The sequence below is a fragment of the Halomonas halocynthiae DSM 14573 genome (genome assembly GCF_000425725.1).
Taxonomy (GTDB): Bacteria; Pseudomonadota; Gammaproteobacteria; order Pseudomonadales; family Halomonadaceae; genus Halomonas; species Halomonas halocynthiae.
Genome location: NZ_KE384439.1, coordinates 330,109 through 351,715 on the forward strand (window position 1 = coordinate 330,109; position 21,607 = coordinate 351,715).

Sequence of the window (21,607 nt, forward strand, 5' to 3'; positions counted from 1 at the left end):
CTGTGGGCAGTATTTATGCTGGTTTGCTGTCAGGGTCGTGCCCATGGTGTAACCCTTCTCCGCCGTCAGAAAATGAGGGTGGTGTATTGGCGCTGACAATGACAGCCTCCGTATTGCCTGTATTGCGAAAACGGTGGGGCAAGCGCGAATCAAAGTAGTAGGCATCGCCGGTGCTGAGTGTTGCGACCTCACCGTTGACGGTGACTTCGATTTCACCGGCGATGACAACGCCGCCTTCCTCGCCGTCGTGTTCTAGCATATCGGCTCCGCTATCCGCCCCTGGCGGATAGCGTTCGTGAAGCACTGACATACGTCTGTCGGGCCGGCCCGCAGCGACCAGTCGCCACGAGAGATTGCCGTCGCCAATCTCGGTTAGCTGACTGGCTCGGTAGAAAGGGCTGGGGTGGCTGGTTTCTTCACCTGCAAAGAAAGCGCTGATGGAAACCGACATGGCATCCAAGATTTTTTTCAGCGAACTAACAGATGGGCTGACACTGTTCTGTTCGATCAATGAAATGCTGCTGTTAGTCACGCCTGCACGTTTGGCAAGCTCACGCTGAGATATATCACGTTCTTGGCGTAGTAAACGTAGCTGGGTGCCGACATTGAATCCTTCACTCATGAGTCTGTCCGTAGAGAATAGTTGACACATCATACCGCTTGAGAGGGGTTGAGATAACGCCCAATTGTTAACTCTCCTCGATGATGTCATGGCGAGTCGTGTTTGTATGAGGCATTATATATTTAAAAATACAACGCTTTAACGTCATAAGTCGTAGCGAGGCAAGCAGCACTCATGCAGCAAGATTCAGTCAGCCGATTAGCGCTAGGCTTAGATTCGCCACAAGCAGTCACTGGCTTGGTTCTGGCAGGCGGCCGTGGGCAACGCTTAGGCGGGAAAGACAAGGGGTTGGTTAACCTCAATGGCTGGCCGATGGTGAGTTACGCCATGGCTGTTCTTAGCGGGCATGTGGCTGAAGTGCTCATTAGTGCCAATCGTAACCTCACAGAATATGACGCATTGGGTGGCCGAGTCGTGCGTGATGCCGAGCCCGGCTACCCTGGGCCATTGGCCGGCTTGCTGGCAGGGCTTGAGGCAGCTCACACGCCGTGGCTTGCCGTGGTGCCTTGTGACACACCTTTGCTTCCACACTCCTTGTTACCAAGGCTGGCAACGACTATCGGCGATGCAGATATTGCTGTGGCCCATGACGGTGAGCGCCTGCATCCGGTTATTGCGCTGATGAGAACCGCCCTGGCAGATGATCTTGGCCAATATCTGGCGTCCGGTAGGCACAAAGTCCGTGACTGGCACCAACGCCACCGTTGTGTGACGGTCGATTTTTCTGACTGTTATGACGCGTTTGCCAACCTCAATGCTGAGCAAGACCATACTCGCATTAACGCACAGCTCAATGCAGTAAGTGCTAAGAAGCACCAATAACCGTGGGGTCAATTACATTATGCATGAAATCGCAGCCCACACCGTAGCAGGTGCGCTTGACTGGGACGGTATGCCACCGTTACTCGGTATCGCTGCCTGGAGTGGCACCGGTAAGACGACGCTGCTTGAGCAACTGTTGCCTCGGCTTCGAGCACAGGGTCTGAAAGTGGCCGTCATCAAACATGCTCATCACGATTTTGATATTGATATTCCTGGAAAAGACAGCTATCGGCTGCGTGAGGCAGGCGCCGTGCCGATGTTGATCGCGTCTCGCGCACGCGTTGCAATGATGATTGAAACGCCGGGTAACAACGAGGCTGATTTACCTGAGCTGCTGGCAATGGTACGTCCGCATCAGCCTGACCTGATATTGGTAGAAGGCTTTAAACACTGGCCGTTGCCTAAGCTTGAAGTGTATCGGCCATCAGTGGGCAAGCCGCTGAGTGCAGAGTCCGATCGCTGGGTTGTGGCGGTTGCCAGTGATGTAGAGCTTGAGTTGCCCGTTGAGCTGGAGCAGCTTGATCTGAATGATATTGATGCCCTGAGTCAGTGGGTTGCCGCGTGGCCGATGCGCTGGGCCGCCGGTTTGCAGACAAAGGCAATGCCATGAGTCGGAACCTGAACTGTGTTGAGTCGCCGTCGAATGTTAACGCCCACTGTTGCTTAGCTGAAACGGACGGCCTGCTGTCTCCACAAGAAGCCCGAGAGCGCTTACTTTCGCTGATTACTGGGCCACTTGAGGCCGAGTCGGTTGCGCTTGAGGCTCTGCATGGGCGCGTGCTGTCAGCGCCGGTTATTTCTCCTATGGCGGTCCCCAGGCATACCAATTCAGCCATGGACGGTATTGCACTGGCTTGGCCGGAGGCTGGTACAGGCAACATTGATGAGGGGTGGTTATGCGTGGGCAGGCAGTTGGCGGGAATGCCGTTGCCGCACGCTATCGGCCATGGCGAGTGCATCAAAATTACCACCGGCGCGCCGCTGCCCTCTGGTGTTGATACCGTTATCATGCAAGAGCGCCTGCAATGGCAGGGTGACCGAGTGTACGTTCAACAGCCGCAGAGTGTGCGTCAAGGTCAGAATGTAAGGCAGGCAGGTGAAGATATTACGGTTGGCAGTAAGGTGCTGAATGCTGGAACACGCCTTAATGCTGCACAGCTGGGTATTTTGGCCTCGCTGGGGCTAACCAGGTGTGACGTACACCGCCGCCCTCAGGTGGCGGTGTTCTCCACCGGCAATGAAGTGACAGCACCAGGTCAGCCGTTGGGTGAATCAGGTATCTACGATGCGAATCGTTATGCATTAATGGCGCTGGTTCGTGAGCACGGTGGTGACGTGCTTGACTTGGGCATTCTTCCTGATCGCCAGCAGGATATCCGTGATGCTCTATGTCAGGCAGCTGAGCAAGCCGACTTGGTGCTGACCAGTGGTGGTGTGTCGGAGGGTGACGCGGATATGACCCAGCGAGCCTTGCGCGCTGAGGGGCAGATGGCTTTTTGGCAGCTCGCCATGAAGCCTGGAAAACCCATGGCTTGTGGGTACCTTGGGTCACGGCGTGCGGTATTTCTTGGCTTGCCTGGTAACCCTGTGGCGGCCATGGTGACGTTCCTGCAGTTTGCGGCACCGTTGCTGGCACGGTTAGAAGGGCAGTTGGCACACCAAGGGCTTCCAGTATGTCGTACAGCGGTGAGTGACCAAGTCATTAACAGCCGCTTGGGACGAACAGATTTTTTGCGTGGCTGTCACTATAGTGATACGGCAGGGCAGTTATGGGTTCGCGAAGCTGGGCCGCAAGGGTCAGGCATTTTGTCATCTATGGCATTAGCCGACTGTTTGATTGAGGTTGGCCCGCAGCAAGACCGAATAGATATCGGTACGCCAGTGACCATTCAATTACTTAAACGCTATTCATAAGGTGCTTAACATGAGCCTGACACACCTTGACGCCCGTGGTGCGGCCCATATGGTTGATGTGGCTGACAAGCCGGAAAGTCGCCGTGAGGCCAGTGCATCTGGTTATATCCGTATGCGTCCTGCCACGTTGGCACTGTTGGCAGAAGAAGGGTTGCCCAAGGGGGATGTGTTGGCGACGGCGCGTATCGCAGGTATTCAGGCAGCTAAACGCACTCATGAGCTGATTCCCCTGTGTCATGCACTGGCGTTGTCAAAAGTTAGTGTCGATTTCGAACTTGATAGTGTCACATCCTGTGTACGTGTGACGGCTAATTGTCGCCTTAACGGCCGTACTGGGGTGGAAATGGAGGCGTTGACGGCTGTTTCGGTCGCCTGCTTAACACTCTACGATATGTGTAAGGCGGTCGATAAAGATATGCAGATTGGAGATATTCATCTCGATAGCAAACGCGGTGGCGTATCGGGTGACTATAATCGCGCAGACACGTATACCGAGCAGCCGACACCGATTGTTGCTGCCAGTGCTGAAGCCGGGCGGGTGCCATTGGCGCTGGAAGGGGAGCGAACGCCCAGTGTTCGGGTCAAATGCTTGGCTGAGTTACGCGAGCGCTTTGGGGTGAGTGAATTGTCAGTACCTTTTCATGAGCTGGCGAGCGCCAATGTAGCGGGGCTTAAGCTAGCATTGAAGAATCAATATGAGCGTTTCATTGATATTGATGACCAACGGCTGCTGTGCGCGGTAAATCAAAGCATGGCCAATGATGACACGCCGTTAACCCATGATGATGAAGTGGCTTTCTTTCCCCCAGTGACAGGAGGTTGAGCATGATTGATGTGCAATATGAAACCTTCGATGTTGGCGCTGAGCAGCGTGCCATGTTGGCAGGGCGGTGCGATATCGGTGCGGTGGTCAGTTTTACGGGGCTGGTTCGTGACATCAATGAGCGACCCGATGTTCAAGGGCTGATTCTTGAACACTACTCAGGCATGACGGAAAAAGCGCTAAACAATATTGTGTGTGAAGCGAAAGCCCGCTGGCCGCTGCAAGCCGTCCGTATCATTCACCGTATTGGGCATCTTGTTCCTAGTGATCCTATTGTGTTGGTAATGGTGGCTAGCGCTCATCGTCGCGATGCTTTTCTGGCCTGTGATTTCCTGATGGACTACCTCAAAACCCGAGCACCATTTTGGAAAAAAGAGCAGACCGCTAGTGGCGATTATTGGGTAGCTGAGCGTGATTCAGATCAGCAAGATGCCAAGCGTTGGCTTGGGCAGCCACAGGCAGGTCCGTGTCAGGAGAGCACGGTATGACGGAACAGCTCATCGATACCTTTGGTCGTCGGGTTGACTATGTCCGTTTATCAGTGACCGATCGCTGTGATTTTCGTTGTGTTTACTGCATGAGCGAAGACATGACGTTTCTGCCACGAAGCGAGGTTCTTACGCTTGAAGAGATCGGCCTGGTAGCCCGAGCTTTTACTGAACTCGGCGTTAAGAAGTTGCGCTTAACGGGTGGAGAGCCGTTGGTGAGGCGTGATATTACCCGGCTAGTTTCACACATTGGCCAACTTCCAGGACTTAATGACTTTGCTATGACGACGAATGGTGCCAGTTTGCGAAAGTTAGCACCTGAGTTGGTAGCAGGAGGGCTTCAGCGCCTTAATATCAGCCTCGACTCGTTGGATGCAGAGCTGTTTCGGCAACTCACTCGAACCGGAAATCTCGATAAAGTCATTGATGGCATTCGTGCTGCTCGTGATGCTGGGTTTCAGCGCATTAAACTTAATGCCGTCATTCTCAAAGGGCGTAATGACAATGAGGTGTTGCCGCTGGTTGAGTTTGCGATAGCTGAAGGTCTCGATATTAGTTTTATTGAGGAAATGCCGCTGGGTGATGTGAGCGATCACTGCCGTAGTGAAACGTACTGTTCCAGTGATGACGTCAAAGAGCGTATTGAATCACGTTATCGGCTGACCGAGAGTGCTGAGACCACGCCGGGACCATCGCGCTATTTTTCTTTGGAGAACAGCCCTACGCGGATTGGTTTTATTTCACCGCACAGTCATAATTTCTGTGGTACCTGTAATCGTGTCAGAGTCACTGTAGAAGGACGCTTATTACTCTGTCTGGGAAATGAGCATTCGGTTGATCTGCGGGCTGTGCTACGTAGCTACCCTGGTAATATTGAACGGCTTAAGCAAGCTATTCTTAATGCCATGCCACTCAAGCCAGAGCGCCATCACTTCACGACAGATGGTGATGTGCAGGTGGTGCGCTTTATGAATATGACTGGTGGCTAATGCGCTGGGCTTTGCTTTAGTAATAGTGTGGTAATGTTATTTTGGTGACTCAGTATTTTAAATACACGCTCTTTTATTTTTTCTTGCCAGCTCATTAAGTAGCATATATCTTGTGGGAATTAAATGTCGATAAAGTAATGGGTGACTAGTTACCTGTATTTGGAGATGTGGCGATGTCTAGTGAAGCGTTAGAGCGTATAGCTCGCAATAAAAATGTTGCTCGCGCAGCCGCACGGCAGCTTAGTGTTGAGCAACTGACTAAACTGATTGAAGTCATCGGTGAGGTTATTGAACAGAAACATGAAGATGAGCGTCAGCGTCAGGCAGAGAATAGTGAAAAGGCCCGCAAGCTTGAAGCGATTCGTGAACAGCTTGAAGAAGCCGGTTTGTCTGTTGACGATCTAGTGCCACAAGAACCAAGTCGAAAGCGTGGTCGTCCGCCGAAGAAGAAAAACCAGTAACGAAAGATACCCCAACACGTACGTCCCACTTTCCGGCAAGCTTCCAGCCTGTCATTGCGTAATAAATGGGTCCCCAATACCGCGCGACTAACGCGGCTATTGCGGCTCTCCAGGTCAACTGTTGGGTGGGGCTTTTGTCTCGGAAGCCAGTAACTGTAAATGAACACTGGGCATGCGCCGAAGATGCTGATTTAGCCAATACAGCAGGCGTGGTGTGAGCGCGTGACGCAGCTCGGCGAGTGTGTCGGTATGGATCTCCTCAAGGCATTGGTCGATCCAGTCGGCAAAGGCAGATTCATCTAGGGGTGAGGTGAGGCTGCCGTCCGTCAGTAGTTGGCCGATGCGTATCCAGCCATCTCCGCTGGCGCTAATGGTTAGTGCGATAAACAGCTCGCCATGGCGTTGAGCGCCTTCGCCTTCAAGCCCCGCTAAGGCGGCAACTTCATCTTGGCGTATAATGCGCGGCGTTTGTGGGTGGCGTGCTTCGAGAGTCAGCCCTTGGTGGTCGAGGCAAATCAGGTCGCCATTGCGTGGAATGATAGGCACGTCGATACCCATCTTTTTCGCCAACTGCTGATGCGCTTGTTGGTGGCGCGGCTCGCCGTGGACAGGAATTAACTGCTTAGGGCAAACCCATCCATACAGTGTAGTAAGCTCTTCCTGAGCGGGGTGACCTGACGCATGTAATTCGGGGTGTTGAATATCATCCATCAGGTTGACACCAAGGCTGGACAGCCCGCGCTTAACCCGTTCAATTAAGCGTTCATTGCCAGGAATGGCGCGGGACGAAAAGATAACACTATCGCCACTGGTAAGCTCCATATGCGGATGACGGCCTTGGGCCAGTCGCGATAATGCTGCGCGAGGCTCTCCCTGGCTGCCGGTGGCGATGACCAATACCTCCTCTGGCGGCAAATAGCCAAGATCTCGTGTAGGTACCAGAGGTGGCATATCGTCAAGGTAACCAAGGCCGCGAGCGACACTAACCATGCGCTCCATGGATCGCCCCATGAGACTGACACGCCGTCCGGATTTCTCGGCGGCTTGGCTGATCGCCAGTATACGCGCTAAATTGCTAGCAAAGCAGCTGACAATGACTCGGCCCTTACAGCGGCCAATGGCCGACATCAGTGCCTGAGCGACAACCCCTTCACTACGTGAATGGCCGGGTTGTAATGCATTGGTTGAGTCACCGACGACTAGGTCAAGGGGGGCCAACGCTTGATACAGCTGGGGGTCTACCGCCGGCTCGATCAGCGGTTCAGGATCGAGTTTCCAGTCGCCGGTATGCAGAATTCGGTAACCGCCGGCAGACAGCAATAGTGCACAGCTTTCAGGGATGGAGTGGGTCATCGGCAGATAACGCAGGGCGAAGGGGCCAAGATCCAGCGCTTCCCCGGGCTCAATGACATGAATGGCTTGCGGAGAGAGTCCGCGCTCGGCAAATTTTGCACGAAGCAGCCCCGCAGCCAATGGCGTGGCATAGATTGGGCATCCCCACTTTGGCCACAACCAAGCAGCGGCGCCGATGTGATCTTCATGGCCGTGGGTAATCACTAACGCGGCAGGTCGGATACCTAACGTTTCCAGCGTGCTTAGGTCAGGAACCTGCAGTGGACTGTCGGGTAGGTCCTGGCGAATCATCATGCCGCAATCTAGGGCTAGCCAGTGGTCGTCATAACCATACAAATTCAGGTTCATGCCAATTTCGCCTGAACCACCCAGCGGCAGAAAATGCAGCGGTGAGCGTCGGCGAGGGCGAATCTGAATGCGTGGTTGTGACATAAGCGTAGGTCGTATCCAAAAGAAGTTTGTAGAATACTATACAGCATGAGCCTGCCAGTCCGAATCGAAGCATTCAGGGCATCTCATTATGAATTCCCGCCAAGCGCGAGGCGTTCTTCGTTATAATCGTGCTTGCGCCGAGAGCTGCCGCCGTCCTTGGCCTGCTTTCATTTATTCACTCTAGGAATTTTCACAGAAGCTTTCGATGTCACATTCTTATCGTTTGGTTGTTTCCTGCCCCGACAATGTCGGGATCGTTGCCCGCGTGTCAGGATTTATCGCTGAGCATGGTGGCTCTATCACCGAAGCCAGCCAACACTCTGACCTGGATGCTGGTCGCTTTTTTATGCGTTATGAGATCAGCGCCGACTCGCTGGATGTAACTAGTGAGCAGTTGAGTGCATCGTTTAAGCCGATTGCTGAATCATTCAACATGAACTGGACGCTTTCTGATTCGAGCATTAAGCAGCGAGTTGTGCTGATGGTTAGCAAAGAAAGCCATTGCTTGGCCGACCTACTATACCGCTGGCGCTCGGGTGAGCTGGACTGCGATATTGTCGGTGTAATATCGAACCATGATGAAATGCGCGCTGTGACTGAATGGCATGATATTCCCTATTATCACGTGCCGGTAGATCCTGAAAATAAAGCGCCAGCCTTTGGTGAGGTGCAGCGTCTGGTGGATGAGCTGCGTGCCGACTGTGTTGTGCTAGCACGCTATATGCAGATTTTGCCGCCAGATGTATGCGAGCGATATTCGGGGCGTGTCATCAATATTCATCACAGTTTTCTGCCGTCTTTTGCGGGCGCCAGACCCTATCATCAGGCCTACCAGCGTGGTGTGAAACTGATTGGGGCGACATGTCATTATGTGACCGAGGCACTCGACGCCGGTCCGATTATTGAGCAAGACATCCATCGTGTTAGCCACTGTCATGCCCCGCAAGATCTGGTGCGTTTTGGCCGCGATGTGGAGAAGGCTGTGTTGGCCAGAGGCTTACGCTGGCATCTGGAAGACCGCGTGATCGTACATGGCAATAAAACGGTTGTTTTTGCCTAATAAACGCGTCGATGCAGCAAACGGAGAGTTTCATGACGTTTTCTGACCCCGTACTTGCTCCGTGGCTATTAGGGCTGTGCTTCGCTGTGTCTGCCGTGTTTTTAGGGGTGGCGCTAAGCCGTCGGCCGTGGCGAGTTCTGCTTGATGATAATCGCCTTCAACACCGCTGGCTCGCAGCAACTGTTGTTGTCATGTTGATGTGGCAGTTGCGTGCTCAGGCAGTGGATTGGCTGACGCTGCACCTGATGTTTACAGCATTGTTGACGCTGATATTTAAAGCACCTTTGGCGCTGATCACTGTAACGTTAATTAATCTAGCCATGGCAACCATAGGTCGCAGTGACTGGAGCCTGGTTGGCATCAATGTTTTTGTGACTGGTGTTATGCCGGCACTGACAATCAGTATTACTTGGCGACTCGTCGACCGTTTTTTGGCAGATAACTTGATGGTGTTTATTTTTATCTGCGGTTTCTTTGGTTCGGCATTATCTTCGCTATTTGCTGGCTTGAGCGCCGTAGGGCTTGTGCTAATAGGTGCCTCTGACCCTGACGTTGTGCGAAACGCCATCGAGTATGCACGCTTCTTGCCGCTCCTGATGCCATCAGAGGCGTTTATTACCGGCATGCTGCTCAGCATTCTGGTGGTATATCATCCTGAGTGGGTTGCTACCTTCAGCGAGCACCGCTACATCGATACTAAGTAACCGACATGGCGTGGTGGCGCTGTCAGCAGGACTTCGGGTGGCATCATCTCATGGTGGGGGCTGCCCAACCTCATTCTGCAGTAAACCCTGCGTGCCCAGAAGGCCGCGTTTGATCATAGTTTCTACCTAGTCACAGCGAGGAATAATATGGCGGGACGCATAACATCACCTTGTGTTGGGGTCTGTTCAACCACCGTTGGAGATAATGTGTGCCGCGGATGCCAGCGGACCAGTGACGAGATTCTTGACTGGTTTGGTATGACTGCCATGCAGCGTGAGCAGCGAATGGAGCAGCTTGATGCGATGCGCGAGCATGTGGCAGGGCGTTTTTTTTCAGTTGTTAATAGTGAGTTGCTCAATGAGCAGCTTAAACGTCATAGGATACGGGTTCGTCAGAATCAGCCACCGCTTTCGTGTGTTGTTGAGCTGTTGAGAACAGGGCGTCAGCAAATGCGCGACCTTTCTTGTTATGGCCTGGTTGCCCACCAGAGCGGCAGTATTGTGTTTTTGTATGAGCAGTTGTGCGTGGCGTTAGCTGATGCGGCAGACGCGCGCTGCCGTGCGGCTGAAAATCATTTTAATCTGTGAGTTGCTAATGACATCATCACTTGCTGTTTCATCGGTTGAGTCTTTATTGCCTGATGGGCTGCTGGCGTTTCTGGGGTGCTCTACGCCAGACTCTTGGGTAGAGGCCGCTCTGGCGAATCCGGAGCTACTGCTGATCGATCATGCCCAGTGTGAGAAAAAAGCCGCGTCTACTGCCATGAGCTTGTTGTATCGCTATGTGGATTTTCCTGAGCTGCTTAAGTGCATGGCACAGTTAGCGCGAGAGGAGCTGCTACATTTCGAGCAGGTGCTCAAAATCATGGAAGAGCGGGGTATTGTGTATCGTCATTTAACGGCATCACGTTACGCCGAAGGCCTGCGTCGTCATGTGCGTGCTAAGGAGCCTGAGCGGTTGGTGGATATTCTGATAATTGGTGCCTTTATCGAAGCGCGTAGTTGTGAGCGCTTTGCGGCATTGATCCCGCATCTGGATGCTTCGCTGGCAAGATTCTACCGTGGCTTAGTTAAGTCAGAGGGCCGACATTACGAAGACTATTTGATGCTTGCTCGACAGGCATGTGGTGAAGCAGACAGTCAAGCTTTTGCGTCGAGGCTGGCTTTTTTTGCCGCTCGTGAAGCTGAGCTGATCAATACACGGGATCCTGAATTCCGCTTTCATAGTGGTGTGCCAGCCTGAGGGTATTTGCAGTCTGGCAGCCTGTAGGGTGACGTCATGATGGGCGATAACGCGAAAGGCGTGCTGGACCAGAGCAAAGGTTGTCTCACGTTGCTAGGTAGCTTCTCTCTAAGTTTGGGAGGGAATAAGCTGACCCAGTTCAGCTATGACAAGGTTAAGGCCCTGCTGGTTTATCTGTTGTTGCATGATCAACCGGTGAGTCGTCTCACGCTAGCGGAGTTGCTGTGGCCAAACCAGGGTGCCGCTGGGCGTGCTAATTTACGCCATGCGCTGCACTCTCTACGCCAGTCGCTAGGCGAGCATGCTGATCAGTTGTTGTGGGCCTCACGCCACTCTATTGGTTTTGTTAGGCGGGACGACTGGCTGTTTGACCTGCATGACCTTCAGAAATTGCTGGAAGAGCCTCCGTCGCCCGAGGCATGTGAAGCGGTACTGGACTGCTATCGCGGTGACTTAGTCGAGGAGTTGCAGCTTACCGAATGTAACGACTACCAGTGCTGGTTAGTGCAAGTGCGTAACGAATGGCGACATCGGGTGATTCGCTTTACAGAGCAAGTGCTGGATGCCAAGGGCAGTCAGCCGCTAGATGATCATATGATGATGTCGTTGGTTAACCGTTTTTCAAGCTATGGGCCCTTTCGTGAGCGGTTGGTTCGCCAGCTTGTGGATAGTGGGCAGCTAGCAGCGGCGCATGAGCAGCATAGCCGTTATTTGCAACTGCTGGCCTTGACGGGGCAGCAGCCAACCTCTTCGTTTTTACAGCTAGCACATCACTGGTCTCAGCGCTCTCCTGAGTCATCTCAAACTCACAGCACAAGCATTCGTCGTACGCTGGCTGTTGGTAGTGCGCCACTGAAAGAAGAAGAGATTGAGCAGCGGCAACTGTCGGTGATGGCTATTCGCTTGTCGTTAAAGGCTGATCTATCGACACGGGTGTCGGCTCGGGCGGTGCTGTCTCTTCAAACAGGGCTTATGCATTGGCTAGAGCTTCAGTGCCAGCATTTAGGAGGCTTCTGGCTGGCTGGTGCAACGGGAGGCGTTGGTCTGGCCTGTTTTGGGACGAATGGGCCAGCTCATCAGTTAGCCGAGCTGGTGGCTTTGTATGAACATTGCCGAATGCATTTGACAGACGAGTGCTTACGCCACTGGGATCAAGAGAGTGCACCGCCTCGTATTACCTTCGCGGCAGGCCTCAATAGTGGGCAAGTGCTGTATTTGCCGGAGCGCAACATCGTTGATCCACTGGGTCAGGTTATGCAGGAATCCCTGGCTCTGATGGATGCTGCTGAAGGTTGTGAGTTGGTGATATCCCGGCAAGCTAGCGAGCATATGCCGCCAGCGCTTGATTTGCAGCCTCGCCTGTCGTCACGACAGGTGAGTCATGACGGTCGTATTCGCTTACAGGCGCTGGTGCTTATCTCGGCGTCTGGCAGTGGCGAAATGGCTAAGCCAAACCTAGTGGGTCGTGAAGTGGCACTGCGTACGTTAAGGGATGCGCATGCCAGAGCCAGCATTGGCCTATTGCAGAGTGTGTTGGTGAGTGGCCCATCAGGTATTGGGAAATCCGCGTTGCTAGTTGGTTTGCGTCAGTTAGAGCAGGGTCAGCAAACGGCGATCTGTTGGCAACCCGCCACGCGGTTATCAAGTCTTGAACCGTATGCAATGGTGCGCAAAATGTTGCGCTGGCACTTAGCGGGATCCATCGTCGCCTCGGCGGTGATGGAGCTCATGGGGTGGCGTGGTGTTGAGGCTGATGAGCCCCCTGCAGCGAATAATAATACGGCCTCGCACCGTTTGCTTTATGACGCGCTAGGTCTTCGCGATACTGATGAGTCGTTTGCTATTAGCCAGAACAGCGAGGCGCTGGCGCTGGTTGTGGAGTTGCTGCATCGCTTGGTGTTACGCATCACAGCAACGCGCACACTCGTTTTGATGATTGATGACTTGCAGTGGTTAGATGAGCCGTCGCTGAATGTGCTGGCAGAGCTGCAAGCTCGATTGGCAATTAACAGTCCTTTCCTGCTTGTCGCTAGCCACCATGGCCGTGACGCATTACCCGGGCGGATTAACTGGGATCAGCAAATTACGCTACAGCGGTTAGATGATAAGCAATCGTTGCGGTTGCTGAACCATTTGATTAGTCATTATCAGTTGAAGCTAACGCCACTGCTTAAGCAGCAAATCACGGAGCGTTGTGATGGGGTGCCGCTATATCATCAGGAAATCTGTCGGCGTATTGCCCTTGAGCAGCGAGAAGGGCGGCCTGTCAATTTAGATGACCTGCCTAAAGGGTTGCTGGGGTTGCTGGGTAGTCGCATTGACCAGCTGGGAGGTGATCGGCATGTGGCTCAGGTTGCGGCCGTGTTAGGGCGGCGCTTTCGGCTGGATTTTCTGGCGGAGTGCAGTGGCGTTAATGGCGCTGAGCTGGAAAACGCGTTAGCGCATATGGAACGCTTGGAGATTATCGAGCCAGTTAGTCAAGGGCATGAAATACGTGAATATCAATTTACACATCAGCTGCTGCAGGAAGCGGCTTATCTATCATGCCCAAAAGACATTCGGGCTGCCTTGCATACCCAGTTTATTGCCTTGATTGAGCAGCGTTTTCCTGTGTGGATCAGCCGTCGTTCCGGCGAGTTTGCCAGCCACCTTCGGCGCAGCGGCCAATACGTTCGCGCTGCTCGTTATTTTGAGCTAACGGCGAGAGAAGCCATGAATGTGAGTGCTAATCGTACGGCGTTGCGCATGGCTGATGCTGGCCTTGCGAGCCTGCGAGATGCGGATGGTCAATCTGAGCGGGAAATCAGCTTGCATAATGTGAGGGGGCAGGCGGCTTTTGCACTTGAAGGGCATGGCTCACCCACCGCTCACGAGAGCTTTACGCATGCACGCAATCTTTTAAAAAGAGAGCGTGGTGATACGTCAATGGATGTTGGATATTACGAGCAAGTGTTTTTGGTGAAATGGGGCTTGTGGGTAGGCTGCAGCCAGCGTCATGCTCACGGGGAAGCTTTTCAGCTGGCAGAGCGTCTTGCTGAAATTGCAGGCAAGCTTAGCGATGTGCGCTATGGCCGGCTGGCTGATTTTGCGCGAGCTAGCTGCGATTACTGGTCGGGTCGAATCGCCACGGCTGGTCAGCGCTTGGATGCGCTCGACCCGCTCAACTCGCCGATGATGATTAATTCATTGTCATATTCCGAACATCCTCAGGTCACGGCAGCGTGTTATCAGGCGTGGGCGATGTGTCTGCGCGGTGATTATCGCCGGGCGAGTGTACAGATCGAAGCAGCGATTCGTCTCGCCGAGCGAATTAATCACCCAGGTAGCTTAGCCATGGCCTTGTTGTATGCTGCGGCTCAATACCGCCAGTTGGGACATGTTCAATTGGCCGCGCAGCGCGTTGAGCGTGCCTACCACTTAGCAGACTCACCAGATCTGCAGTTATGGCAGATTGCGGCCCGCACTATGCTGGGTTGGCAGTCGGCGCTGAGCGGTGATCCTGCAGGGCTGGAGCGCATGGACTCAGCTCAGCAAGAGCTGGCAGAAACGACTGGACGTGATCCGTACGAATACCCCATTTTGGCGTTGGTTGATGCGCTGTTAGCACTGGAGGAGTTGCCGCGCGCTGAAGGCTATCTGGATCGTTGCCTGGGCATTGCTCGCCAATGTTTGCCACTATTTGTGCCAGAGCTGGCGACTCAATTGGCTCGGGTGCGCAAACAGCGCGGGAGTTGTGCTGTGGAGGTATCTCGGCTGATTCAGCTGGCGCTTGAACAGGCATGTGATGATGGCAACGTGCACCAGCAGTTGTGTGCCCTGGAAGCTTGGCTGACGTTAGTTGACCCTGGTGATATTGAGATGAGAAGCGATTTTCGCCGTCTGCTTGGCGAAGTTAGCTATAGCGATGCACCGATTCTGATTCGTTGGCGAGCCTTGCTTGATCAGATTGAGCCGACGAATTCAGGGGGATGACAACCGATAGGTCAGAAGCCGTTATCAGGTAGCAATCTCTAGTGCGTTAATGCGCTCTAATGCCTCTAGGCGATCGTTGCCACATAGTGCGTTATCGAACAAGAAACGTTCGCAGACTTGTGGGCGACGCGGGTCGTTAAAGAGTCGGCAAAGATTGTTATCGTCGAGCTGAATGCACCGTTGGCCGGCGGGTTTGCCATTAGGCATGCCGGGAATTGCTGAGCTGATTGATGGGGCAATACAACAAGCACCACAGCCAGCGCGGCATGTGGCGTCGAGCTGCGAGGAGGGTGTGTTGCTGGCAAAGCTAATAAGAGCGGGCATGAGCGGAGGCTTTGTAAGTCGCTGTACAGGGGGAAATAGCAAGGCCGCTAGATTAGCGAAATGGATGTCTTGTGGCCAGCACCTTCGCCAGTTGGTAGAATCTCGCGCCTTTCCTTATTCGTGTCGATTTGTGGTGTGGCCTGTACTTTGCCGTGAGGGTGTACCGTAAGGGTTTAGTACACGCACTACGCCGATCGCACCATCGTCCTGACAACGGTGAATATTTCATGAAAGCTCCAGAGCTTCTCTCGCCTGCCGGCACTTTTAAAAATATGCGTTATGCGTTTGCTTATGGCGCCGATGCCGTCTATGCCGGCCAGCCGCGCTATTCATTACGCGTACGTAATAACGATTTCAAGATCGACAACCTGCACCGTGGCATTGCCTATGCCCATGAGCGGGGTAAGCAATTTTATGTGGCGTCGAATATCGCTCCGCATAACAGCAAACTTAAAACGTATCTGCGTGATATGGAGCCGGTTATTGAGGCGGGCCCTGATGCGTTAATTATGTCTGATCCTGGGTTGATCATGATGGTGCGCGAGCAGTGGCCGGAACAGGTGATTCACTTGTCGGTGCAGTCCAACGTCGTTAACTATGCGGCTGCGCGATTCTGGCAGCAGCAGGGAATCAGCCGGATTATTTTGTCGCGGGAGCTGTCGCTGCGTGAGATTGGTGAGATTCGTGCTGAGTGTCCAGACCTTGAGATCGAAACCTTTGTTCATGGCGCGCTCTGCATTGCCTACTCTGGTCGCTGCCTACTGTCAGGTTACTTCAATCATCGTGACCCTAATCAGGGGACCTGCACCAATGCGTGTCGCTGGAAGTACAATACTGTGGCGGCAGCGCAGGATGAAACGGGGGACTTAGTGCCGGCCAACTCAGCGCGTGCACATGCAGCGAGCGGTGTATGGACGCCGGATCAAGGACAGCCGAGCAGCTTGATTGCTTCTGGTGGAGGGAGTGCTGAGTTTGAAAGTAGTGCTACCGCAGGCGGGGTTGAGGGGCAGGGCGAGCTTTCTGCGCTGATTGAAGACCGGACTCGTCCCGGCGAGTTAATGCCGGTGTTCGAAGATGAACACGGCACCTACATTATGAACTCTAAAGATCTGCGTGCTGTGCAGCATGTACCACAGTTGACAGAGATGGGCGTTAGTTCACTCAAAATCGAAGGGCGGACCAAGTCGCATTACTACGTGGCCCGGACGGCGCAAGTGTATCGCCGTGCTATCGATGACGCCGTCGCTGGAAGACCGTTTGATATGCGTCTTATGAACGAGCTAGATAATCTCGCTAATCGTGGCTATACCGAAGGCTTTTACCGCCGCCATGTGCATGATGAGTATCAGAACTATGAGCAGGGCAATTCGATCGGGGTGCAGCAGCAATTTGTGGGTGAAGTTGTTGATTACGACCCACAACAAGGCTGGTTGACGATTGAGGTTAAAAATCGTTTTGAGGTGGGTGACGGTATGGAGCTGATGCTGCCTGGTGGAAATCGTCGCTTCACGCTTGAATATATTGAAAACAAACACGGTGAATCAACCGGCGCGGCTCCGGGGTCAGGCCATGTGGTGCGAATCCCCATTCCAGGAGAGCCGATTGCTGAGGAGCGCATCGCGTATGCACTGCTGATGCGCGACCTGAGTTGATAGCTTACATTGATACCTTAACAAGGCCAGCTGCTCAACAGTGTCGTTAGTTCAACGGCAGTGTTGTGGTTAGCTTAGGGGAAATTCACGCAGGACGGGCTGCTGGTGCGGGCCAATCTCGATTTCCCAACCTTTGCCTGGCTGCCAGTCGCCCAGCACCAGCCGTTGCGCAGGCTGACCATTGACGTCAAGTTCATGTACGGCTGGGCGATGAGTGTGGCCGTGAATCATCGTGGTGACATTGTGCGCTGCCATGGCATCAATGACTGCTTGGGGTGTGACGTCCATGATGTCCTCGGCTTTGTTGGTATTCGCCTCGCCAGATTTTTCGCGCAACTGGTGAGCGAGTGCCAGCCGGTCAGGAATCGGCATAGACAGTATCTGCGCTTGCCAGCGTGGGTCGCGAGCTTGGCTGCGAAACGCCATGTAAGCATCATCTTGAGTGCACAAGCTGTCACCATGCATCAGCAATACACGCTGGTTTCCCCACTCGACCACGCTGGGGTCGCTAAGTAGTGTTGCACCAGCCTGGCGTGCAAACTCTTCCCCCAGTAAAAAGTCGCGGTTGCCGTGCATTAAATAAATCGCGGTGCCAGCAGTGGCGCGTGCCTTCAATGCCTGGGCAATGCGAAGGGCCAGCGTGGCACTGCCTGTGGGGTCAGCCTTGCCAAGGGTAAGCAGGTCGTCACCAATCCAGGCTTCGAAAAAATCGCCGAGAATATATATGGCTTCAGCATCACAGGCGCGACGTTCTAACCAGTCAATAAAACCTTCTGTAATGGCGGGTGCGCCAGGATGCAGGTGCAAATCAGAGATGAGCAGGGTAGACATGACAAAACTCGGTGATGGCAAATGAAAAAAGAAAACCCACCGGTGTAGCGAAACGTACAAAGGGCGGCAGACAAAGTGACATGCTCGCCCTTGTGCAGACCACGGGCTTTTTCTGCTGGGTGTTTATTTGACGTAGGCGCGTTTAATGACGACGTCGTCAGCAGGCACATCAGCGTGCATGTCGCGGCGGGTTGTTGCTACGCCCTTAATGCGGTTGACTACGTCCATGCCATCAACAACTTCGCCAAACACGGTGTATCCCCAGCCCTGAAGGTTCTTGCCGCGATGATTCAGGAAGTCGTTATCGCCGACATTGATGAAAAACTGTGCGGTAGCAGAGTGAGGATCTTGGGTGCGAGCCATGGCCAGCGTGCCGATGGTATTAGCTAGGCCGTTATCGGCTTCGTTTTCAATGGGCTCGCGGGTTGCTTTCTGCTCGAATTTTTCATCAAACCCACCGCCTTGTACCATGAAGCCGTCAATAACACGGTGGAACAGGGTTCCGTCGTAGAATCCGTCACGTACATATTGCTCGAAGTTGGCGGCTGTTTTTGGGGCCTTGTCGTGATTCAGCTCAATGGTGATGTCGCCAAAATTGGTTTCTAGAACGATCATGGGGTCTTCCTGTTTGAAAGAGTAGGTCACGCCCAGTGTATTGATGTGAAGCGCTGCTGGCGCGACGTGGCATCGCTGGGTCTCGAAGCGCTATAATAGCCGCTTTGTGTCGATGCGCGAACCCGTCGTGAAATACAATTGTTAAGCACAGCGGCTACGCTCGAGTAGCCAGCGTTCAATCAGAGGTTGTCGAACCAACATGAGTAGTGAGATCACCAACGCACCGAATTTTATTCGTAACCAGATCAACGAAGAGCTTGAGACGGGCCGTCAAAGCAAGGTTGTGACGCGCTTCCCGCCTGAGCCCAACGGCTTTCTTCATGTTGGCCATGCGAAGTCCATCTGTTTAAATTTCGGGCTGGCTGAGCAGTTTAATGGCGATTGCCATTTGCGTTTCGACGATACCAATCCGGCTAAGGAAGAGCAGCAATACGTCGACTCGATCAAAGAAGATATTCATTGGCTCGGTTTTCAATGGGCCGGTGAGGTGTGCTATGCCTCGGATTATTTCGAACAGCTATATGCCTGGGCTCAGCACTTGATTCGTGAAGGAAAGGCGTATGTTGATGATCTTTCACCAGATGAGATTCGTGAGTACCGTGGGACGTTGACAGAACCGGGACGGCCTAGTCCTTACCGCGAGCGCGGCGTTGAAGAAAATCTTGAGTTACTTGAACAGATGCGCGCTGGCAATGTTGCAGAAGGTAAGAAAGTGCTGCGTGCCAAGATCGATATGTCATCCCCCAATATCAATCTGCGTGACCCGATTCTGTATCGGGTGCGTCATGCTGAGCACCATCAAACCGGCAATACGTGGAAAATTTACCCGTCCTATGACTTTACACACGGGCAGTCTGATGCCATTGAGGGCATCACGCATTCGATCTGTACGCTAGAGTTTGAGGACCATCGGCCACTCTATGAATGGTTCCTGAGTCATCTACCCGTACCCGCTAAGCCGCGCCAAATTGAGTTTGCGCGCCTCAAATTGGGTTATACCTTAACCTCCAAGCGCAAGCTCAAGCTGTTGGTTGATGAAAATATCGTTGATGGCTGGGATGACCCGCGCATGCCAACGATTTCTGGGCTACGTCGCCGTGGTTATACGCCGGCGGCAATTCGCAAGTTTTGCGAGATGATCGGTGTGACCCGTGCTGATAGTGGTGTGGTGGATATCGCCATGCTGACGCATGCGATTCGTTCCGATCTTGAAGATAACGCTCCGCGTGCGATGTGCGTGCTTGACCCCATAAAGGTCGTGTTGACCAACGTTGCTGAAGGGCATCAGGAAGTCTACGAAGTGCCCGGTCACCCAGCACGTGAAGATATGGGGCTGAGACAGGTGCCGTTTGGTCGTGAGTTGTACATCGACCGTGAGGATTTCATGGAGGACGCGCCAAAGAAATTCTTCCGTCTGGCACCGGGCAAAGAAGTACGTTTGCGCAACTCATATGTCATTCGCTGTGATGAGGTCATCAAGGGTAGCAGTGGTGAGATTAGTGAGCTGCACTGTTCTGTGGATTTCGACACCTTGGGCAAGAATCCAGAAGGGCGGAAGGTAAAAGGGGTTATTCACTGGGTAAGTGCTGAGCAGGCGTTACCGATTGAAGTTCGCCTTTATGACAACCTATTTACCGTAGAACAGCCTGATCGTGATAAAGACGCTGATTTTTTTGATCACCTCAACCCTGAGTCGTTAGTGATCGTTCAGGGCATGGCCGAGCCAAGTTTGGCGAAGGCGCAACCCGAGAGCCGCTACCAGTTCGAGCGCTTAGGTTATTTCTGTGCGGACCGTCATGCGTGTATTGATGGAAAACTAGTATTTAACCGTACGGTAGGGCTGCGTGACAGCTGGGCGAAGATCAAGAAAAAGGGGTGATGGGTGAGAATAAAAATTTATAACACGATGACGCGACGTAAAGAGCCCTTGACTCCGCTGGAGCCTGGTAAGGTGCGCTTGTATGTTTGCGGCATGACGGTGTACGACTACTGCCACTTAGGGCATGCGCGGGTGATGGTTGCTTTCGATGTTATTAGTCGTTATCTGCGTGAGCGTGGCTACGACGTGACGTATGTGCGCAACATTACCGATATTGACGATAAGATTCTTAAGCGTGCTGAAGAAAATGGCGAAGCGATTGATGCTCTGACAGGCCGCATGATTGATGCCATGCATGAAGATGAGGCGCGTTTGAGTGTGTTGCCTCCGGACCAAGAGCCGCGTGCCACCCATCATATGGCTGAAATAATCGCTATGATCGAGACGCTAATTGCCAAGGGCTATGCCTATGCAGCAGGCAATGGTGACGTGTATTACCGTGTGCGTCAGTTCGAAGGGTATGGAAAGCTCAATAATCGCGATCTTGATGAAATGCGCTCAGGGGCTCGTATCGACGTTGATGAGCATAAAGAAGACCCGTTGGATTTTGTCTTATGGAAAGCCGCAAAACCTGGAGAGACGCGTTGGCCGTCGCCATGGGGTGAAGGGCGACCAGGTTGGCATATCGAATGCTCAGCAATGTCCAAGTGCTGCCTGGGGGACACCTTTGATATTCATGGTGGAGGGCCAGACTTGACCTTTCCGCACCATGAAAATGAAATTGCTCAGTCCGAAGCGGCGAATGGCAAACCATTTGTGAATACTTGGATGCATGCTGGTGCCGTGCGTGTGGATCAGGAAAAGATGTCCAAGTCGTTGGGTAACTTTTTTACGATTCGCGAAGTGTTGGAGCACCACGCACCGGAAGTGGTGCGTTATCTGTTGGTTGCCAGTCATTACCGCAGTGCAATCAATTACTCTGCTGAGTCCTTGGTGGGTGCGCGAAAGTCATTGGAGCGTTTTTATAGTGCGCTGGAAGGCATTGAACTGCCGACATCCGAAAGCGTGGATGAGAGTGGCGAAACCTTGCCTGAGATAGCGAGCTATGCTGAGCGCTTTTATGCGGCCATGGATGATGATTTCAACACACCGGGTGCACTTTCGGTGCTGTTTGACTTAACGCGCGAGCTTAATCGTGCCAAGACGTCGTCGCCAGATGTCGTGCCTAGGTTGGCGGTAGAATTGAAAAGATTGGGTGGTGTCTTGGGGCTGTTGCAGCAATCGGAGGCATTTTTCAACACTCACGTCTCAGAGTTGCCGCTGTCAGAAGAGGCGATTCAGGAAAAAATCGCGGCACGTGACGCGGCAAAAAAAGCAAAACATTTTGCCGAGGCGGACAATATTCGCGACGAGCTGGCCGCTCTGGGAATCGTGCTCAAAGACTCTCGGGAAGGGACTCGCTGGACCTTCGAACCGTCTTGAT

At 53.2% G+C, this 21,607-nt stretch carries 20 protein-coding genes; 15 read left to right on the forward strand and 5 right to left on the reverse strand.

Annotated elements, in window-relative coordinates; genetic code table 11:
• Positions 1 to 13 precede the first annotated feature (13 nt).
• Positions 14 to 622 carry a cupin domain-containing protein gene (locus H616_RS0107095; protein WP_027966742.1) on the reverse strand — a complete coding sequence of 203 codons (609 nt, stop codon included), beginning with the start codon at positions 620 to 622 and terminating at the stop codon, positions 14 to 16.
• 174 nt (positions 623 to 796) lie between these two features.
• On the opposite strand from H616_RS0107095, the gene mobA reads away from it, so the two are divergent.
• The 7 genes from mobA to H616_RS0107130 all read left to right on the forward strand — a co-directional run bounded on the left by mobA (position 797) and on the right by H616_RS0107130 (position 6,119).
• Positions 797 to 1,444, forward strand: a complete 648-nt coding sequence (gene mobA / locus H616_RS0107100) for a molybdenum cofactor guanylyltransferase MobA (protein WP_051234062.1) — start codon at positions 797 to 799, stop codon at positions 1,442 to 1,444.
• A gap of 19 nt (positions 1,445 to 1,463) precedes the next feature.
• On the forward strand, positions 1,464 to 2,054 hold the full coding sequence (gene mobB, locus H616_RS0107105; protein ID WP_027966744.1) for a molybdopterin-guanine dinucleotide biosynthesis protein B: 591 nt from the start codon (positions 1,464 to 1,466) through the stop codon (positions 2,052 to 2,054).
• Positions 2,051 to 3,358, forward strand: coding sequence for a molybdopterin molybdotransferase MoeA (moeA, locus tag H616_RS0107110; RefSeq protein ID WP_084155765.1), 1,308 nt, complete (start codon positions 2,051 to 2,053; stop codon positions 3,356 to 3,358). The genes mobB and moeA overlap by 4 nt, the downstream gene beginning before the upstream one ends.
• Positions 3,359 to 3,368: 10 nt before the next feature.
• Positions 3,369 to 4,181 carry a cyclic pyranopterin monophosphate synthase MoaC gene (gene moaC / locus H616_RS0107115; protein WP_027966746.1) on the forward strand — a complete coding sequence of 271 codons (813 nt, stop codon included), beginning with the start codon at positions 3,369 to 3,371 and terminating at the stop codon, positions 4,179 to 4,181.
• Between the two features lie 2 nt (positions 4,182 to 4,183).
• On the forward strand, positions 4,184 to 4,669 hold the full coding sequence (gene moaE / locus H616_RS0107120; protein WP_027966747.1) for a molybdopterin synthase catalytic subunit MoaE: 486 nt from the start codon (positions 4,184 to 4,186) through the stop codon (positions 4,667 to 4,669).
• Entirely contained in the window at positions 4,666 to 5,658 is a 993-nt protein-coding gene (gene moaA / locus H616_RS0107125) for a GTP 3',8-cyclase MoaA (protein WP_027966748.1), read from the forward strand. Before moaE ends, moaA begins: the two co-directional genes overlap by 4 nt.
• A gap of 173 nt (positions 5,659 to 5,831) precedes the next feature.
• Entirely contained in the window at positions 5,832 to 6,119 is a 288-nt protein-coding gene (locus H616_RS0107130; RefSeq protein ID WP_027966749.1) for an H-NS family histone-like protein, read from the forward strand.
• 114 nt (positions 6,120 to 6,233) lie between these two features.
• Here the strand turns inward: H616_RS0107130 and H616_RS0107135 are convergent, their stop codons facing one another.
• On the reverse strand, positions 6,234 to 7,820 hold the full coding sequence (locus H616_RS0107135; protein WP_027966750.1) for a ribonuclease J: 1,587 nt from the start codon (positions 7,818 to 7,820) through the stop codon (positions 6,234 to 6,236).
• Positions 7,821 to 8,109: 289 nt separating this feature from the next.
• Between H616_RS0107135 and purU the strand changes: the two genes are divergently transcribed.
• The 5 genes from purU (at position 8,110) to H616_RS0107160 (ending at position 14,883) form a co-directional block, all read left to right on the forward strand.
• Positions 8,110 to 8,964, forward strand: coding sequence for a formyltetrahydrofolate deformylase (purU, locus tag H616_RS0107140; protein WP_027966751.1), 855 nt, complete (start codon positions 8,110 to 8,112; stop codon positions 8,962 to 8,964).
• A 32-nt stretch (positions 8,965 to 8,996) separates the two neighbouring features.
• Positions 8,997 to 9,668 carry an energy-coupling factor ABC transporter permease gene (locus tag H616_RS0107145; protein ID WP_027966752.1) on the forward strand — a complete coding sequence of 224 codons (672 nt, stop codon included), beginning with the start codon at positions 8,997 to 8,999 and terminating at the stop codon, positions 9,666 to 9,668.
• A gap of 147 nt (positions 9,669 to 9,815) precedes the next feature.
• Positions 9,816 to 10,256, forward strand: coding sequence for a DUF1289 domain-containing protein (locus H616_RS14430; protein ID WP_035572731.1), 441 nt, complete (start codon positions 9,816 to 9,818; stop codon positions 10,254 to 10,256).
• Between the two features lie 7 nt (positions 10,257 to 10,263).
• A complete protein-coding gene (locus tag H616_RS0107155) occupies positions 10,264 to 10,911 on the forward strand; it encodes a MiaE family protein (RefSeq protein WP_027966753.1) in 648 nt (215 codons plus the stop codon).
• A 39-nt stretch (positions 10,912 to 10,950) separates the two neighbouring features.
• On the forward strand, positions 10,951 to 14,883 hold the full coding sequence (locus H616_RS0107160) for an ATP-binding protein (protein WP_027966754.1): 3,933 nt from the start codon (positions 10,951 to 10,953) through the stop codon (positions 14,881 to 14,883).
• 24 nt (positions 14,884 to 14,907) lie between these two features.
• On the opposite strand, the gene H616_RS0107165 is transcribed toward H616_RS0107160, so the two are convergent.
• Positions 14,908 to 15,207, reverse strand: a complete 300-nt coding sequence (locus tag H616_RS0107165) for a YkgJ family cysteine cluster protein (RefSeq protein WP_051234063.1) — start codon at positions 15,205 to 15,207, stop codon at positions 14,908 to 14,910.
• Positions 15,208 to 15,434: 227 nt separating this feature from the next.
• Between H616_RS0107165 and trhP the strand changes: the two genes are divergently transcribed.
• Positions 15,435 to 16,859 carry a prephenate-dependent tRNA uridine(34) hydroxylase TrhP gene (trhP, locus tag H616_RS0107170; protein ID WP_027966756.1) on the forward strand — a complete coding sequence of 475 codons (1,425 nt, stop codon included), beginning with the start codon at positions 15,435 to 15,437 and terminating at the stop codon, positions 16,857 to 16,859.
• Between the two features lie 69 nt (positions 16,860 to 16,928).
• Here trhP and H616_RS0107175 read toward each other — a convergent pair whose 3' ends face one another.
• Together H616_RS0107175 and H616_RS0107180 are read right to left on the reverse strand one after the other, a co-directional pair.
• A complete protein-coding gene (locus tag H616_RS0107175) occupies positions 16,929 to 17,690 on the reverse strand; it encodes a UDP-2,3-diacylglucosamine diphosphatase (RefSeq protein ID WP_027966757.1) in 762 nt (253 codons plus the stop codon).
• 123 nt (positions 17,691 to 17,813) lie between these two features.
• Complete coding sequence (locus H616_RS0107180) at positions 17,814 to 18,305, reverse strand: peptidylprolyl isomerase (RefSeq protein ID WP_027966758.1); 492 nt, start codon at positions 18,303 to 18,305, stop codon at positions 17,814 to 17,816.
• Positions 18,306 to 18,504: 199 nt separating this feature from the next.
• Between H616_RS0107180 and H616_RS0107185 the strand changes: the two genes are divergently transcribed.
• Positions 18,505 to 20,184, forward strand: a complete 1,680-nt coding sequence (locus tag H616_RS0107185; RefSeq protein WP_027966759.1) for a glutamine--tRNA ligase/YqeY domain fusion protein — start codon at positions 18,505 to 18,507, stop codon at positions 20,182 to 20,184.
• 9 nt (positions 20,185 to 20,193) lie between these two features.
• The gene (gene cysS / locus H616_RS0107190) at positions 20,194 to 21,606 is read left to right on the forward strand and encodes a cysteine--tRNA ligase (RefSeq protein ID WP_027966760.1); all 1,413 of its coding nucleotides are present in this window, start codon (positions 20,194 to 20,196) and stop codon (positions 21,604 to 21,606) included.
• Position 21,607 lies beyond the last annotated feature (1 nt).